Source organism: Streptomyces sp. NPDC032721, assembly GCF_055579625.1.
The window spans coordinates 386,101-401,867 of the sequence record NZ_JBVIMX010000001.1; the positions used below are offsets into that span (position 1 = coordinate 386,101).

The 15,767-nt window shown below is 71.9% G+C and carries 12 protein-coding genes; 4 read left to right on the forward strand and 8 right to left on the reverse strand.

Annotated elements, in window-relative coordinates; translation table 11 throughout:
- Positions 1 to 12: 12 nt before the first annotated feature.
- From ACZ5PB_RS01665 to ACZ5PB_RS01695, 7 genes are all read right to left on the reverse strand, one after another.
- The gene (locus tag ACZ5PB_RS01665) at positions 13 to 975 is read right to left on the reverse strand and encodes a S66 peptidase family protein (protein ID WP_468686826.1); all 963 of its coding nucleotides are present in this window, start codon (positions 973 to 975) and stop codon (positions 13 to 15) included.
- A complete protein-coding gene (locus ACZ5PB_RS01670) occupies positions 972 to 2,981 on the reverse strand; it encodes a S9 family peptidase (protein WP_468686828.1) in 2,010 nt (669 codons plus the stop codon). The genes ACZ5PB_RS01665 and ACZ5PB_RS01670 overlap by 4 nt, the downstream gene beginning before the upstream one ends.
- A 63-nt stretch (positions 2,982 to 3,044) precedes the next feature.
- On the reverse strand, positions 3,045 to 4,412 hold the full coding sequence (locus ACZ5PB_RS01675) for a M20/M25/M40 family metallo-hydrolase (RefSeq protein WP_468686829.1): 1,368 nt from the start codon (positions 4,410 to 4,412) through the stop codon (positions 3,045 to 3,047).
- Complete coding sequence (locus tag ACZ5PB_RS01680; protein WP_468688231.1) at positions 4,405 to 5,238, reverse strand: M55 family metallopeptidase; 834 nt, start codon at positions 5,236 to 5,238, stop codon at positions 4,405 to 4,407. Before ACZ5PB_RS01680 ends, ACZ5PB_RS01675 begins: the two co-directional genes overlap by 8 nt.
- A gap of 103 nt (positions 5,239 to 5,341) precedes the next feature.
- Positions 5,342 to 6,070, reverse strand: a complete 729-nt coding sequence (locus ACZ5PB_RS01685; protein WP_468686831.1) for a class I SAM-dependent methyltransferase — start codon at positions 6,068 to 6,070, stop codon at positions 5,342 to 5,344.
- A 315-nt stretch (positions 6,071 to 6,385) separates the two neighbouring features.
- Positions 6,386 to 8,848: an MFS transporter gene (locus ACZ5PB_RS01690; RefSeq protein ID WP_468686833.1), complete on the reverse strand. Its 2,463-nt coding sequence runs from the start codon at positions 8,846 to 8,848 to the stop codon at positions 6,386 to 6,388.
- Between the two features lie 268 nt (positions 8,849 to 9,116).
- Positions 9,117 to 9,560 (reverse strand): SRPBCC family protein, encoded by a 444-nt coding sequence (locus ACZ5PB_RS01695; RefSeq protein ID WP_468686835.1) that lies wholly within the window; start codon positions 9,558 to 9,560, stop codon positions 9,117 to 9,119.
- 114 nt (positions 9,561 to 9,674) lie between these two features.
- Here ACZ5PB_RS01695 and ACZ5PB_RS01700 point away from each other — a divergent pair, with 114 nt between their 5' ends.
- Complete coding sequence (locus ACZ5PB_RS01700) at positions 9,675 to 10,268, forward strand: GNAT family N-acetyltransferase (RefSeq protein WP_468686836.1); 594 nt, start codon at positions 9,675 to 9,677, stop codon at positions 10,266 to 10,268.
- On the opposite strand, the gene ACZ5PB_RS01705 is transcribed toward ACZ5PB_RS01700, so the two are convergent.
- A complete protein-coding gene (locus ACZ5PB_RS01705; RefSeq protein ID WP_468686837.1) occupies positions 10,205 to 10,783 on the reverse strand; it encodes an adenylosuccinate lyase in 579 nt (192 codons plus the stop codon). The genes ACZ5PB_RS01700 and ACZ5PB_RS01705 overlap by 64 nt on opposite strands.
- Positions 10,784 to 11,252: 469 nt before the next feature.
- On the opposite strand from ACZ5PB_RS01705, the gene ACZ5PB_RS01710 reads away from it, so the two are divergent.
- The 3 genes from ACZ5PB_RS01710 to ccrA all read left to right on the forward strand — a co-directional run bounded on the left by ACZ5PB_RS01710 (position 11,253) and on the right by ccrA (position 15,727).
- Entirely contained in the window at positions 11,253 to 13,058 is a 1,806-nt protein-coding gene (locus ACZ5PB_RS01710; protein ID WP_468686838.1) for a 3-hydroxyacyl-CoA dehydrogenase family protein, read from the forward strand.
- 106 nt (positions 13,059 to 13,164) lie between these two features.
- Positions 13,165 to 14,007 carry a TetR family transcriptional regulator gene (locus ACZ5PB_RS01715; RefSeq protein ID WP_468686840.1) on the forward strand — a complete coding sequence of 281 codons (843 nt, stop codon included), beginning with the start codon at positions 13,165 to 13,167 and terminating at the stop codon, positions 14,005 to 14,007.
- Positions 14,008 to 14,389: 382 nt separating this feature from the next.
- Positions 14,390 to 15,727, forward strand: coding sequence for a crotonyl-CoA carboxylase/reductase (gene ccrA, locus ACZ5PB_RS01720; RefSeq protein WP_468686841.1), 1,338 nt, complete (start codon positions 14,390 to 14,392; stop codon positions 15,725 to 15,727).
- The last annotated feature ends 40 nt before the right edge of the window (positions 15,728 to 15,767 follow it).

Sequence of the window (15,767 nt, forward strand, 5' to 3'; positions counted from 1 at the left end):
GGCTTCACCGCTTCACAGCAGCGCCGGGGCGTCCAGGGTCAGCGTCCCCGCGTCCGCGTCCAGCACCGCGGGCACGCCCAGCGGCACGGTCAGCGCGGTCGCGCTGTGCCCGAAGCCCAGTTCCTCGACCACCGGCACCCCCAGTCGGCCCAGCCGGTCGAGCAGTACGGGCCGGATTTCGGCCTCGTAGGGGCCGCAGTCCACCCACGAGCCCAGTGCGATGCCCGCGACGCCGTCCAGCCAGCCGGACCGCAGCAGCTGGGTGAGGATGCGGTCCAGCCGGTACGCCTCCTCGCCGATGTCCTCGATGACCAGCAGCCCTCCCCGTGCCGACGGTCGGGCCGTCCGGGTGCCGAGGTCGGAGGCGAGCAGCGAGACGCAGCCGCCGAGGGTGATTCCCCGGGCCCGGCCCGGCACCAGCGGGCGTGCGGTCGGAAGTCCCAGCGTCCGTACGCGCTCCGGCTCGAACAGCGTGGCCCGCAGGGACTCCTGGGTCGGGCCGTCCTTGAGGAAGGCGACGGCCGCCGTCATCGGCCCGTGCAGGGTGGAGATCCCCATCCGGACCGCGAACGCCTCGTGCAGCGCCGTCGCGTCGCTGTACCCCACGAACGGCTTGGGCCGCCCCTGTGCGGCGGTGGCCGCCCGCATCGCCGCCCAGTCGACGAGGTCGACCATCCGCTGGGCCCCGTACCCGCCCCGCGCGCACAGCACCGCCGCCACCGACGGGTCGCACCACGCCTCGGTGAGGTCCCGGGCGCGGTCCGCGTCGCCGCCCGCCAGGTAGCCGAACTCCGGGTGCCGGTCGCGCACATGGGGCATCACCACCGGCTCCAGGTCCCACTCGCGCAGGATGCCGAGCCCCTCCTCCAGGCGGTCCTCGGGCACCGGGCCGCTGGGGGCCACGATCGCGACCCGGGCGCCGGGCCGCAGCCGGGCCGGGCGGGACAGTTCTCCGAGTGCTGCGCCGGGGTTCACTTGTCGAGCTCCAATCGGGGGACGTCACTGCGGTCGATCCCGAACGCCTGCGCGTACAGGGAGAGTTCGGACTCCAGCGCCCGCACCATCGTCTCGGCCCTGCGGAAGCCGTGGCCCTCTCCGTCGAAGGCGATGTACGCGTGCGGTATGCCGCGCCCCGCCATCCGGGCGAGGAAGCGTTCGGCCTGCACCGGCGGACAGATCGGGTCGTCGAGCCCCTGGAGCAGCAGGAACGGTGCGGTGATCCGGTCCGCGTGCTCGACCGGTGAGCGCGACGCGTACAGCTCGGCGTTTTCCGCGAACGGCCCGATCAGGGATTCCAGGTAGTGGGACTCCAGGTCGTGGCTCTCGCCGGTGGCCCACAGGACGAGGTCGAGCACCGGGTACTTGATGGTGCCCGCCGCGTAGACGTCGGTGCCGGCGAGCGAGGCGGCGGTGGTGAATCCGCCCGCGCTGCCGCCCCTGATGGCGAGCCTGCGCCGGTCGGCGGTGCCCTCGTCGGCCAGTGCGAGGGCGACGGCCGCGCAGTCCTCGACGTCGACGACGCCCCACTGGCCGCGCAGCCGCTCGCGGTACTCGCGCCCGTAGCCGGTCGAGCCGCCGTAGTTGACCTCGGCGACGCCGATGCCGCGCGAGGTGAAGTAGGCGATCTCCAGGTCGAGGACGAGCGGGGCGTGGTCGGTGGGTCCGCCGTGCACCCAGACGACGTACGGCGGCAACTCCTCGGCGGGGGCGATCCGTTCGGGGTGGTGCGGCGGGTAGATGTGGGCGTGGATGTCGCGGCCGTCGGGTCCGGTGAAGGTGCGGATCTGGGGTTCGGGGTAGTACGCGGGGTCGACCGGGTCGTCGTGCGGGGCGGCGATGACGCGGGCCCGTCCTGTGGCGGTGGACAGTTCGACGATCTCGTATCCGCTGCGCGGGCTGGCGGCCACCGAGATGACCCGGTCGCCGTGCACGGCGAGGGTGGGCGACCACTTGGTCCAGGGGCCCGCCGCGTCGACGAGTTCGCCGGTCTCGGGGTCGAGTATGCCGAGCGCGGTGGCGCCCTTGCCGTGCACGACCGCGATCAGTCCGCTGTCCAGGGGGTGGAACCAGCGCAGCCCGATCTGCCAGAGGGCCCCGCCGAACTCCTCGTCCCGGCCCATGCACAGCGCTCCGCTGATCCGCCGCCCGTCGCGCCGCAGCCGGTAGAGCTCCCACCAGCCGCCCCGGTCCGAGGCGAAGAGCAGTGTGCCGTCCCGGTCCCACTCGACCTGGCAGACCGACTCCTCGGGTCCGCCCGCCACGGCCCGTACGCCGGTGAACTGCCCGCCGCCGGAGGGGATTTCGGCGACCAGAACCTCGGTGCCGTCCCACGGCATCCGGGGGTGGTCCCAGCCGATCCAGGCGGCCTGCCGCCCGTCCGGCGAGATCCGGGGGCCGGTGACAAAGCGGTGCCGGTCGTCGGTGAGTTCGACGACCGCGTCCCGGTCGTCGGCGGCGGAGCCGTCGAGCGGTACGGCGGCGATCACCCGGCGCACGTCGGTGGGCGAGTCCCCGGTGAACTCCTCAAGGACGCACCACACCTGGTCGCCGTGCAGCACCGGGTCGGCCCAGCGCAGCCCGCCGGCGGCGCCGACGGCCGTTGCGGGGGTCAACGGGCGGGGCGGGGAGCCGGGTGCGTCGGGTTCGTACGCGTACAGCCGCTGGTCGGTGAAGTTCACGAAGACGACGAGGGGGCCGCCGCTCTCGCGGGCCGCCCCGGTCCAGGGGCTGCCGCCGTACTCGACCACCCGGCTGCGCACGTTCCACGGTGCGGGCAGCACGGACTCCTCGGCGAGGGGTCCTTCGCCGCCGTCGGGGCGCATCCGCAGCAGTGCCCTGCGACCGCCTTCGCCGGGGCGGGGCGCGGTCCACCACAGCTCGTCGCCGACCATGCCGACGAAACTCGGGGCCCCGTCGTGCGAGGCCGCGAGCGAGGCGTCGATCGGCGACGGCCAGCTTCCGTATGGCCCAATGGGCACCATGCTGCAACTCCCCCTGCTAGTCCGAGTGGTGCGGGGCCCCCGGTCGTTGGGGCACCGTGCGGTTCAGGCACCGCGAAGGTAATGGTCCAGTACGCGCACCCCGAAGTGCAGTGCTTCGACCGGGACTCGTTCGTCGACCCCGTGGAAGAGTGCCTGATAGTCGAAGCCCTCGGGCAGCTTCAGTGGCGCGAAGCCATAGCCGGTGATGCCGAGGCGGGAGAACTGCTTGGCGTCCGTACCGCCCGACATGCAGTACGGCACCACATGCCCCTCGGGTGCGAACTTCCGTACGGCATCGGCGAGTTGATGGTAGGTCGGGGAGTCGACGGGGGCCTGGAGGGCGACCTCCCGGTGGTGGAACTCCCAGTCGACGTGCTCCCCGGTGAGCTTGTCCATGGTGGCCCGGAACTCGTCCTCGCCCCCGGGCAGAAACCTTCCGTCGACGAAGGCCGTCGCACTGCCCGGGATCACGTTGACCTTGTACCCGGCGTCCAGCATGGTCGGATTCGCACTGTTGCGTACGGTTGCCTCGACGAGCGCCGCCGCCGGGCCCAGCTTGTTGAGCACCGCGTCGACGTCGTAGTCCGGCCGGTCGGGGTCGGGGGTGTCCAGCTCGTGCAGCGCGGCCAGTTCGCGCAGACAGGCCCGGACGGTCGGGGTGAGCCGCACCGGCCACTCGTGCTCGCCGATCCGGGCGATGGCGGCGGCCAGGTGGCTGACCGCGTTGTCCCGGTTGACCTTGGAGCCGTGCCCGGCCCTGCCGTGCCCGGTGAGCCGCATCCAGCCGGTGCCGCGCTCGCCGGCCGCGATCGGGTAGATCTCCTTGCCGGGACCCGCGTGGAAGGTGTACGCGCCGGACTCGCTGATGCCCTCCGTACAGCCCTCGAAGAGGTCCGCGTGCTCGGCGACCAGGAACCCGGAGCCGTCGGCGGCGCTGGCCTCCTCGTCGGCGGTGTACGCGAGGACGATGTCCCGCCGGGGCCGCACTCCCGCGCGCGCCCAGGCCCGTACGACGGACAGCACCATCGCGTCCATGTTCTTCATGTCGACGGCGCCGCGCCCCCACACCACCCCGTCCCTGACCTCGCCGGAGAACGGGTGCACGGACCAGTCGGCGGGTTCGGCGGGGACCACGTCGAGGTGCCCGTGGACCAGCAGCGCATCGGCGGAAGGGTCGGTTCCGGCGAGTCGGGCGACGACGTTGGTCCGCCCCTCGGTGCGCTCCAGGAGCTGTACGTCGAGGCCGGTGGCGGCGAGGCGTTCGGCGACGTACTCGGCGGCGGGGCGCTCGCGGCAGTCGCCGTCGCCCCGGTTGGTGGTGTCGATGCGGATGAGGTCGGAGGTGAAGGCCACCACCTCGTCCAGCGCGACGGTGTCGATGACCCCGGCCCCGGCACCCGTACGCCCTGCTACTTCGCCACGGTCACCCATACTGCTCCTCCACAGCGGACGAGACGATCGTCGTGACCGCCTTGAAGGTACGAATGCCCTCATACATCGTGGGGCTGGTGTAGGCGACACGCCGTTCACCGGTACGGCTCACTCCGGGGACCACGGTGGCCACGTCCGACAGGTGTGCCGCGTCGAACTCCATCTCGACGGTGAACGCGTCCCCGCGCACCGGTTCGTGCCGTACGGCGAGCGCGGTGGCGTCCTTCGCGGCGGCCCGGATGTCCGCCGCGGTGCGGGCGGGGGTCCGGCAGACGGCGGCGTACCGCGAGACGTGGTCCTTGACCGCGACCTTGCGGGCGGCGGGCGCGTACCCCTCGGCGTCCCGGCAGGTCAGGTCGTCGCCGGTGACGAGCACGACGGGCACCCCGTACTCGGCGACGACATGCGCGTTGAGCAGGCCCTCGCTGGCGCGTTCGCCGTTGAGCCACACCCCGGTGAGGGAGTTGGCGAGGTAGGTGTGCGCGAGGACGCCGTCGGTGCCCGCGCCGGTGTGGTAGCCGAGGAAGGCGATGCCGTCGACGTCGCCGTGCTGGACGCCCTCGACCATGCTGAGCGACTTGTGCCTGCCGGTGAGCATCTGGGCGCGTTCGTCGAGGCGCTCCAGCAGGAGGTTGCGCATGGTCCAGTGGGCCTCGTTGATCAGGACCTCGTCGGCGCCGCCGTCGAAGAAGCCGAGCACCGCCGCCTGCACGTCCGAGGTGAACATGGCCCGGCACCGCTCCCACTGCGGGGTGCCGGGCAGCACGTCGGCGGGCCAGGTCACGCCGGTGGCGCCTTCCATGTCCGCACTGATGAGGATCTTCACCACTGCTCACGCCCTTCTCTCGGGAACCACGGTCACCGTGGAACGGTCACCGTGGAACAGAAGTGGCGATCACGTTACTGAAGTCCCCTGCCGGGTGGTTGGGTCACCCCGTGCGCCCCACCACCATCCACCGCGCCGGCAGCTCGATGCGCGTCCCGTCGGCCAGGTACTCGGTGGTGGTCAGGGGCAGCTCACCGGCGGCGATGACCTTGAGGCCCGCCTCCCGGAAGACCTCGCGCGCCTGGCCCTCGGCGAGGCCGCCGGTGACGAGGCCGTGGGCGAGCAGGTGGCGGAGCTTGAGCGGAGGTCCGTCGGGGTGTTCGGCGAGGGCGCGCAGCAGGGTCCCGGCCGTCTCGGCGGGTTCCACCACGAAGGCTCTCCCCCGCTTCCCGAGCAGTGCGGCCACGGTCTGCGCGAGTGCGGTGCGGTCGGCGGGTTCGGCCTGGTGCAGTACGCCGCGCAGATACACCTGGGTGTCCTGGCCGAGTTCGTCGCGCAGTTCGGTGACGCCGGCCGGTTCGGTGGCGTCGGCGACCACGAACCGCACCTGGCCCGCCGGGTCGAAGCGACGGGCGAGACCGATGGCGGCGGGCGCCAGGTCGATGCCGGCGACCCGGGCGAACCGGTCGGCGAGATAGCGGGTCTGGGTGCCGTTGCCGCAGCCGACGTCGACCACGGGCAGCGCCGAGTCGGTCATATGGGGCTCGAAGAGGGCGAGGTGGACGCCCGCCGTGAGGGCGGGCTCCGCGTCCCAGAGGACCGCGCCCGCCCGGTCGGGCGCGTCCTGCCAGAACCCTTCCCACGTGTCCTTGTACCGACTCGTCACGCTCATGCGCAGCTCCCGGGGGGTGTGGCGGGCCAATGGGTGAAGATCGCTTCTACCGTCCCCGGCCGGGCGGGCGTACGACAAGGTGTCGACATGCATCTTTGTCGGCCGTCCGAGCTGCGGCGGCGGCCGTGCACGCCGCGCGTGCGCCGTGCGCGCTGGGGTTGACAACTGTCGATTTCCCATCTGCGGCAACGGCCTTTCCTTCACAGGCAGTTCGAAATGGGCGGGGCCGCCCCGGCTGCTCCGGGACGGCCCCTGCCGTCGACCCCGCGCGCCCGCGCCGCCCCTGGGATCCCGGGGGCGGCGCGGGGCGGTGGCTCAGTCCTCGTGGCCGAGCTGGAGGTCGCGCTCGGTGCGTCCGCCGCCCGCCACTTGGAGGACGGTGGCCACCGGCGGGTAGCCGGCCGCGATCACCGTGTACTCGCCGGAGGACAGGTCGACGAAGCGGAAGGTGCCGTCGGACCCGGTGGTCATGGTGTCGACCACGTTGCCCGCCGCGTCCAGGAGCGTCACCCGGGCGTCCTCGACGGGCCGCCCGGCGTTGGCCCGTACCGTGCCGCGCAGCACCGCGCCGCCCGCCAGCTCGATGTCCTGCCTGGCCTCGCGGGAGGACTGCACGCTGACCGGGAGGGCGGCGGGCCGGAAGGCGGGTGCGCTCGCGGCGAGCGTGTACTCGCCCGCGACCAGCTCCGAGATGACGTAACCGCCCTCCCGCCCGCTGCGGGTGGAGGCCACGACCTCTCCGCGTACGTCGGTCAGGGTCACGGCGGCGTCGCGGACCGGGGTGCCGTCGGCGGTCCGCACCGTACCGGCGAGGCGGCCCGCTCCGCCGAGGACGACGTCCAGTTCGACGGGGCGTTCGCCGACGGTGACCGTGACGGCCTGCGGCTGGTGGCCGCCGGCCGCCGCGATGAGGACGTAGCTGCCGGGTCCGGCCACGCTCAGCGCGTACCGCCCGTCGTCGCCGCTGGCCCCGCGTCCGACCTGCCGCCCGCCGACGTCGATGAGGGTGAGCGCGGCGCGCGGCACCGTGGTTCCGTCGGGGTGCTGGACGGTGCCGCAGACCGGTACTCCGCCCGGGGAGGTACTACGGGCGGGCGGGACGACGGCGGTGTAGGGCTCGCCGAGGTAGACCTCGGCGGGTTCCGCTTCGACGGGGGCGTTGTGGGACACCAGCGGTTTCTCCTTGAGGAAGCAGGCGATGAGCAGGCCGAGCACGAGCACCGGCACGAGGTAGAGGAAGATGCGCGGCATGGCCTCGGCGTACGCCTCGATGTAGGCGTCGCGCAGCGGCGGCGGCATCGAGTGCACCAGCTGCGGGGTGATCGAGGAGGGGTCGGGCAGGTCGACGCCGGACGGCAGCGTGTCGGCGAGGGCGTCGACGAGGCGGCCCGCGAAGAGGGTGCCGAAGACGGCGGCGCCGATGGAACCGCCCATCTGCCGGAAGTAGTTGTTGGCGCTGGTGGCGGTGCCCAGGTCGCCGGGCTTCACGGAGTTCTGCACGGCCAGCACGAGCACCGGCATGATCAGGCCGATGCCGACGCCGAGGACCGCCATCCAGAGGCTGTAGTCGAGCTGTGCGGTGCCGCGTTCCAGCCGGGAGAGCAGCCACATGCCCAGCGCGGACAGCGCGCTGCCCGCGATCGGGTAGATCCGGTAGTGGCCGGTCCTGCTGATCAGCTGCCCGGAGACGATTGAGGCGATGACGACGCCGCCCATCATCGGCAGCATCAGCAGCCCGGACTCGGTGGCGCTGGCGCCGTCGACCATCTGGAGGAAGGTCGGGAGGTAGCTGGCGGCGCCGAAGAGGGCGATGCCGACGACGGCCCCGACGAGGCCGGTGATGTTGAAGACCGAGTCGCGGAACAGCCGCAGCGGGATGATCGGTTCGGCCGCGTAGTGCTCGACGACGATGAACAGCAGGGACGTTCCGGCGGCGCCCGCCGCGAGCCCCAGGATCACCCGCGAGTCCCACTCGTACTCCGTACCGCCCCAACTGGTCAGCAGTACCAGGCAGGTCGAAGCGGCGGCGAGCAGCACCCCGCCCATGATGTCCAGCCGGGGGCGGACCGTGGGCTTCGGCAGTTTGAGCACGACGGCGACGACGGCGAGGGTGACGAGCCCGAACGGGACGTTGATGTAGAAGCACCAGCGCCAGGAGGCGTGGTCGGTGAAGAAGCCGCCGAGCAGCGGTCCGGCCACCGAGGCGAGTCCGAAGGCGGCGCCGATCAGGCCCATGAACCGGCCGCGCTGCCGGGGCGGCACGATGTCCGCGATGATCGCCTGCACGCCGATCATGAGGCCGCCGGCGCCCGCGCCCTGGATCGCCCGGAAGGCGATCAGCTGGTCCATCGTGCGCGACCAGCCGGCCAGTGCCGAGCCGACGATGAAGACGACGATGGCGAAGAGGAAGACCCCCTTGCGGCCGAAGAGGTCGCCGAGCTTCCCGTAGACCGGGAGGCCGATGGTGGAGGTGAGGAGGTACGCGGTGATCGCCCAGGACATCCGGTCCAGGCCCTGCAGATCGCCGACGATCTTCGGCAGGGCGGTGGCGACGATCATCTGCTCCAGCGCGGCGAGGAGCAGCGCGAGCATCAGTCCGCAGAAGACGAGCCGGACCCGGCGCGGGGAGAACTCCCCTGCGGGGCCCGTCGGTTCGGGGCGGGAGGCGGGAGGCGGTCCGTCGGCCCCCCGCGTTTCGCGCGTTACGTCCGTGCCGGTGGAGGTCCGGGACGGGCGCTGTGCGTCCTGCCCGTCCTTCACCAGGGTGATGCCGCCCACTGAATCGCTCCCCTCGTCGCGCGTCGCGCCGTCTCGTCACGCCTGCGCCGCCCATTTGTCGCATTCGGCAACAAGGCGGAGCAAGCGCGACGATTGACGCGCGGGGCGTACGCGGGGGGAGTTCGGGCCGGTGAGAGCCCCTACGGCGTACAACCGACCGGCACGGAAGACCACTCGAAACGGTGAGTGGCCCTTCTGCCCGTAACGGCCCGGGAACTCCGGGGAGTTGACCTCGCGGCCGCTCTCCCCGACTGCTCGACCACTTCGGCTACTTCTCGACCTCGGCCGCGAGGTTGGCGAGCACGGCGTCGTAGATCCGGCCGAGCCCCTTGGGTGCGAAGGTCCGCTCGAAGAAGCCGCCGATGCCGCTCGCGCCGGTCCACACCGAGGTGACGACCGCCTTGGACGAGCCCTCGCCGGCGGGGGTGACGGTCCAGGTGGTCACCATGGACGAGTTGCGGTCCTTCTCGACGAGCTGTCCGTCGGTCGGCTCGGTGACCTCCAGCAGGCAGTCGCGCACCCGCTTGCTGGTGGCCTGGAGCTTCCAGTGGACGAGGGTGCCCTCGCCGTCGCCACCCTCGCGCACTTCGTACTCGCTGAAGTGCTCGGGCAGGAGCTTGCCGCGCGTGCCGCTGTAGTCGGCCAGCGTGTCGAACACCGTCTCCGCATCCGCCGCGATGATCCGCTCCGTCGTGGCCTCTACCTGCGCCATGCCTCTTCCTCCAGCACTTGGTTCTCGGGTGGGTCGCGCTCACCCAACCACCTCGCGGGCAAGCCGCCAAAATCGGGGTTGCGGGACATAAGGGAACATGTGTTCCCTTGGGTGATGAGTACAGCACCGAGCACAGCACCCGGGGCACGCCTTGGCCCCCTCGTCCGCCCGATGACCCTCGCCGACTGCCCGGCCGTGGCGGCGATCCGGGTGCGGGGCTGGCAGTCGGCGTACGCGGGCCTCGTACCGCAGCCGTACCTGGACGCGATGAGCCCGGAGGCGGAGCTCGCCACGCGGCGCGAGCACTTCACCGCCGCGGGACCGGAGTTCGTGAACCTGGTCGCCGAGCAGGCGGGCGAGGTCGTCGGCTGGGCGTGCTGGGGCCCCTACCGGGAGGCGCCGGGCAGCGCGCCCGACCCCTCGGCCGCCGAGCTGTTCACCCTCTACGTGCGTCCCGACCGGCTCTCCACCGGCGCCGGACGCGCCCTGATGAGCGAGTCCGCCGGGCAGGCGCGGGCCGCCGGGTTCGGAACGATGCGCCTGTGGGTCCTGCGGGACAACGTCCGCGCGCTCCGTTTCTACGCGCGGGCGGGCTTCACCGTCGACGAGGGCGAGGAGTCCTTCGAGCTGGGCGGCGCCACCGTCTACGAGGTGCGCTGTTCCAGGCGGCTCAGCGACGCCGCGGCCGCCGCCCCCAACTTGGGGTGACCGAGCGCCGCTTCGAGCACCCCGGCCGCCCGGGGGTCGCGCAGCTGCCCGAGCCCCTCCACACATGCGAGCGCCACCCGCCAGTGCGGCTCGTTCGGCGCGAGCAGCCCGCGCAGCGTGGTGATGAGCGCGGGCACGGACTCCGGCGCCCGCAGCTCGGTCAAGAGCCGCACCGGGTGCAGGGCATAGGCGGTCCGCATGGTGTTGGTCGCCAGGGCCGCCGCCGCGCGGGCGGTGCGCGGGTCGTCCAGCCGGGCGAGTGCGTACGCCGCGGAGACACAGCGTTCGGAGTCACGGTGGTTGAGCAGCAGCACCAGCGCCTCGAAGGCTCTGCGGTCCCCGGCGCAGCCGAGCCGGAAGGCCGCGATCTCACGTGCCCAGAGGGGCTGTTGGGGCTCGGTGAGGACACCGGCGAGTGCGTCCGCATCCGCGTCGCCGATCAGCCGTTCGTACGTCGCCGACTCCCCGGCCTCTTCGGCCAGCCGATCGATCAGGGACCGCAGTTCCTCGTCCATGCGGGCCAGCGTAGCCAGCGCGGCCCGTCCCCGGGGCGCGGTCGAACACGGCACCACGGCGTCGCGGGCGCGGCGTGCACAGCGGCGTAGATCACATACGGGGGCCGGCGCCGAGGGCTGGCGCGCTCGTTACTGGCGAGTTAGTCTCATGTGAGCGGGTCGCCCCCACCACAGGGCTCAATCCCCGCTGGAAGTTCGACTCTTGGCGGCCTGGTGACGCAGCCGCCTCGGGTGCAAGTCGGTTCGGCGTTCTTGTACGGCAGGGCCTGGGACAGGGTCCGCCGCTTCTCTCGCGCGGTTTCGGCACCGCACGCACCTCAAGCACCTCCCCCTGCACGTCGCGTGTGCCGTCCTCGCAGCTCAGGTACGACATTTCACGCCCGTACGCCGCTTCGTGCGCGGGCGTTCCGTCTCGACCCTGCTCGCAGACGCCCCTCTTCAGTCGTCACTCATTCTCTGGAGTCCCGTGATGGACACCCCTGTCTCCACCACCCCTCTCTCCTCCCTGACCACCGTCGCCGTCGTCGGTCTCGGCACCATGGGCGCCGGCATCGCCGAGGTGCTGGCCCGTGCGGGCCGCACGGTGATCGGCATCGACCTCAGCATCGAGGCGGCCGACCACGCCATCGCCGCCCTGGAGACCTCCACCGCCCGCGCCGTGCGCCGCGAGCGGATCACCGAGGCCGAGCGCGACGGGATCCTGGCCCGGTTCCGCACCTCCACCGAGCTCTCCGCAGCCGCCGACGCCGACCTGGTCATCGAGGTGGTCCCGGAGTCCTACGAGGCCAAGCACCAGGTCTTCCGCGAGCTGGACGGCATCGTCCGCCCGGACACCATCCTGGCCACCGGCACCAACGCACTCTCGGTGACCCGCCTCGCCGCCGACTCCGCGCGGCCCGAACGCGTCCTGGGCATGCACTTCTTCAACCCGGCCCCGGCGATGAAGCTGGTCGAGATCGTCTCCTCGGTGCTGACCGCGCCGACCGCCGTCGCGGCCGTCACCGACCTCGCGCACGACCTCGGCAAGGAGCCGGTCGCGGTCGGCGACCGGCCCGGTTTCGTCGCGGACGGACTGCTCTTCGGCTACCTCAACCAGGCCGCCGCGATGTACGAGGCCAAGTACGCCTCCCGCGAGGACATCGACGCCGCGATGCGGCTCGGCTGCGGTCTGCCGATGGGCCCGCTCGCCCTGCTGGACCTGATCGGCGTGGACACCGCGCGCACCGTCCTGGAGGCGATGTACTCCGAGTCGCACGACCGGCTGCACGCCCCCGCGCCGATCCTCAAGCAGCTGAGCGAGGCCGGGCTGACCGGCCGCAAGGCGGGGCGCGGCTTCTACACGTACGACGCCCCCGGCGGTACGGAGGTGGTCCGCGACGCCCTCACCCCGCTTGAGGCGCCGCCGCTCGCGGACGGCCGGGAGATCCGTACGGTCGGCGTCGCCGGCTCCGGAACGATGGCTTCCGGCATCGCGGAGGTCTTCGCCAAGGCGGGCTACGACGTGGTCCTCGCGGCCCGCAGCCAGGAGAAGGCGGACGCCGCCAAGTCCCGTGTCAACAAGTCGCTTTCGCGCTCCGTCGACAAGGGCCGGATGACCGCCGGGGCCCGCGACGAGGCCCTGGCCCGGATCACCCCGGCCGGCAGCATCGACGCGTTCGCCGACGTCGACCTGGCGCTGGAGGCGGTCGCCGAGGACCTCGCGGTCAAGCAGCAGCTCTTCGCCGCCTTCGACAAGGTCTGCAAGCAGGGCGCGATCCTCGCCACCACCACCTCCTCGCTGCCCGTCGTCGCCTGCGCCCGCGCCACCTCACGCCCGCAGGACGTCATCGGGATGCACTTCTTCAACCCGGCCCCGGCGATGAAGCTGGTGGAGATCGTCCGTACCGTCCTGACGGCGGACGACGTCCACGCCACGGTCCGCGACCTCACCACGAAGATCCGCAAGCACCCGGTGGACTGCGGCGACCGGGCGGGCTTCATCGTCAACGCGCTCCTGTTCCCGTACCTGAACAACGCGATCAAGATGGTCCAGGAGCACTATGCGTCGCTGGACGACATCGACGCCGCGATGAAGCTGGGCGGCGGCTACCCGATGGGCCCCTTCGAGCTCCTCGACGTGGTCGGTCTGGACGTCTCGCTCGCCATCGAGCAGGTGCTGCACCGCGAGTTCCGCGACCCGGGCCTGGCGCCCGCGCCGCTGCTCGAACACCTCGTGGCAGCGGGCTGCCTGGGCCGCAAGACCGGCCGCGGCTTCCGGGAGTATGCGCGGCGCTGAGGGCCGGCGCGGATCTCCCCGTCCCGGCGGGGACTCCCCCGCCGGGTGGGGCGGGCTGCTGCAACCCCCTGGCGGCCCGCCCCCTACGACGCGGAGCCGCGCGGCCATGGGTTACGTTCAGGGCATGCCCCAGGCCCCCAGGACTTCTCGTAACAGTTCCGCGCCCGACGCCCCGGAAAGTGCCGCGGGCACCCGCGCCGCGGCGCAGCGCCTCAAGATGCGCCGGGAACTGTCGGCGGCCGCGATGGAGCTCTTCGCCACCAAGGGGTACGAGGCGACCACGGTCGACGAGATCGCCGCGGCGGGCGGGGTGGCCCGGCGCACCTTCTTCCGCCACTTCCGCTCCAAGGAAGAGGCGATCTTCCCGGACCACGACGACACCCTCGTACGGGCCGAGGCGGTCCTGCACGCGGCGCCCCCGCACGAGCACCCGCTCGACACGGTGTGCCGGGGCATCAAGGAGGTCATGCGGATGTACGCGGCGGCGCCCGCCGTCTCCGTCGCCCGCTACAAGCTGACCCGGGAGGTGCCGACCCTCCGGGAGGCCGAGATCGCCTCGGTGGCCCGCTACGAACGCCTCTTCACGCGCTATCTCCTGGGCCACTTCGACGAGCACGACCACCACCCCGGCAACGACGACCCGCTCCTCGCGGAGGTCGCGGCCTCGGCGGTGGTCACGGCCCACAACCACGTACTGCGGCGCTGGCTGCGGGCGGGCGGCCAGGGGGACGTGGAGACCCAGCTCGACCACGCCTTCGCCATCGTCCGGCGCACCTTCGGCTCGGGCATCGGCGCGGGCCGCAGCACCCCGGAGCACCCGGACGCGGCCGTCGCCGCCCAGTCGGCCACCGCCTCGGTCACCGGCGAGGTGCTGGTGACGGTGGCGCGTACGGACGCCCCGCTGGAGGACATCATGCAGACCATCGAACGGGCCCTCGCGAAGGGCTGAACGGACCGTTTTACCGCACTTTCACCGCACCGCTGGGGAGCTCGCTCCCCAGCGGTGTTCTGCGTTCCACGCCCCTGACCTGCGGTGATCGATCATCGTTCATAAATTTATGGCACCCAGTGTCTTGCCGTTGGCACGCGGTGCCATTACGTTGATGTTGTCCGGGTGACCGGCGTACAGCGACCTTCCGTACGCCGGCTGTCCCCGTACACCTCCCGGTGTACGTGCCCGGCCGCCTGCGTCACAGGCACCTCCCGCGCACCACCCCGCGCTGCCGAAACCCTCGCTCCACCGCCGAACCGACGGCACACCTCCACCCCGCTCCTCCCGAGCACCCCGACGTAACCCTCAAGCGCTCAACACGCTTCGCCGGAGGCACCCCGTGAAGGAAATCCTGGACGCGATCCAGTCGCAGGCAGCGACTGCCGCGGACTACGCAGCCCTGCCGCTCCCCGAGTCCTACCGCGCGATCACCGTGCACAAGGACGAGGCGGAGATGTTCGCCGGACTCACCACCCGCGAGAAGGACCCCCGCAAGTCGCTCCACCTGGACGACGTGCCGGTGCCCGAGCTCGGCCCGGGCGAGGCTCTGGTGGCGGTCATGGCCAGTTCCGTGAACTACAACTCGGTCTGGACCTCGATCTTCGAGCCGGTCTCCACCTTCAGCTTCCTCGAAAGGTACGGCCGCCTCAGCGAGTTGACGAAGCGTCACGACCTGCCGTACCACGTGATCGGCTCCGACCTGGCGGGCGTCGTGCTGCGCACCGGGCCCGGCGTGAACGCCTGGCACCCCGGCGACGAGGTCGTCGCGCACTGCCTCTCCGTCGAGCTGGAGAGCTCGGACGGCCACAACGACACGATGCTCGACCCCGAGCAGCGCATCTGGGGCTTCGAGACCAACTTCGGCGGCCTCGCCGAGATCGCCCTCGTCAAGTCCAACCAGCTGATGCCCAAGCCCGGCCACCTCAGCTGGGAGGAGGCCGCGTCGCCCGGTCTGGTCAACTCGACCGCGTACCGCCAGCTGGTCTCCCGCAACGGCGCCGGCATGAAGCAGGGCGACAACGTCCTGATCTGGGGCGCCAGCGGCGGACTCGGCTCGTACGCCACCCAGTTCGCGCTGGCCGGCGGCGCCAACCCGATCTGTGTCGTCTCCAGCCCGGAGAAGGCCGAGATCTGCCGGGCGATGGGCGCCGAGGCGGTCATCGACCGCAACGCCGAGGGCTACAAGTTCTGGAAGGACGAGCGCACCCAGGACCCGAAGGAGTGGAAGCGCTTCGGCAAGCGCATCCGCGAGTTCACCGGCGGCGAGGACATCGACATCGTCTTCGAGCACCCCGGCCGCGAGACCTTCGGCGCCAGCGTCTACGTGACCAGGAAGGGCGGGACGATCACCACCTGCGCCTCCACCTCCGGCTACATGCACGAGTACGACAACCGCTACCTGTGGATGTCGCTCAAGCGCATCATCGGCTCGCACTTCGCCAACTACCGCGAGGCGTGGGAGGCCAACCGCCTGATCGCCAAGGGCAAGATCCACCCGACGCTGTCGAAGGTGTACTCGCTCGAAGACACCGGCCAGGCCGCGTACGACGTCCACCGCAACCTCCACCAGGGCAAGGTCGGCGTCCTGGCACTCGCCCCCAGCGAGGGCCTGGGAGTCCGTGACCACGAGATGCGAGCGACGCACCTCGACGCCATCAACCGCTTCCGGGACATCTAATGACGGGTCGTCAGGCGCCACGGCCCAAGGACCGCCCCTG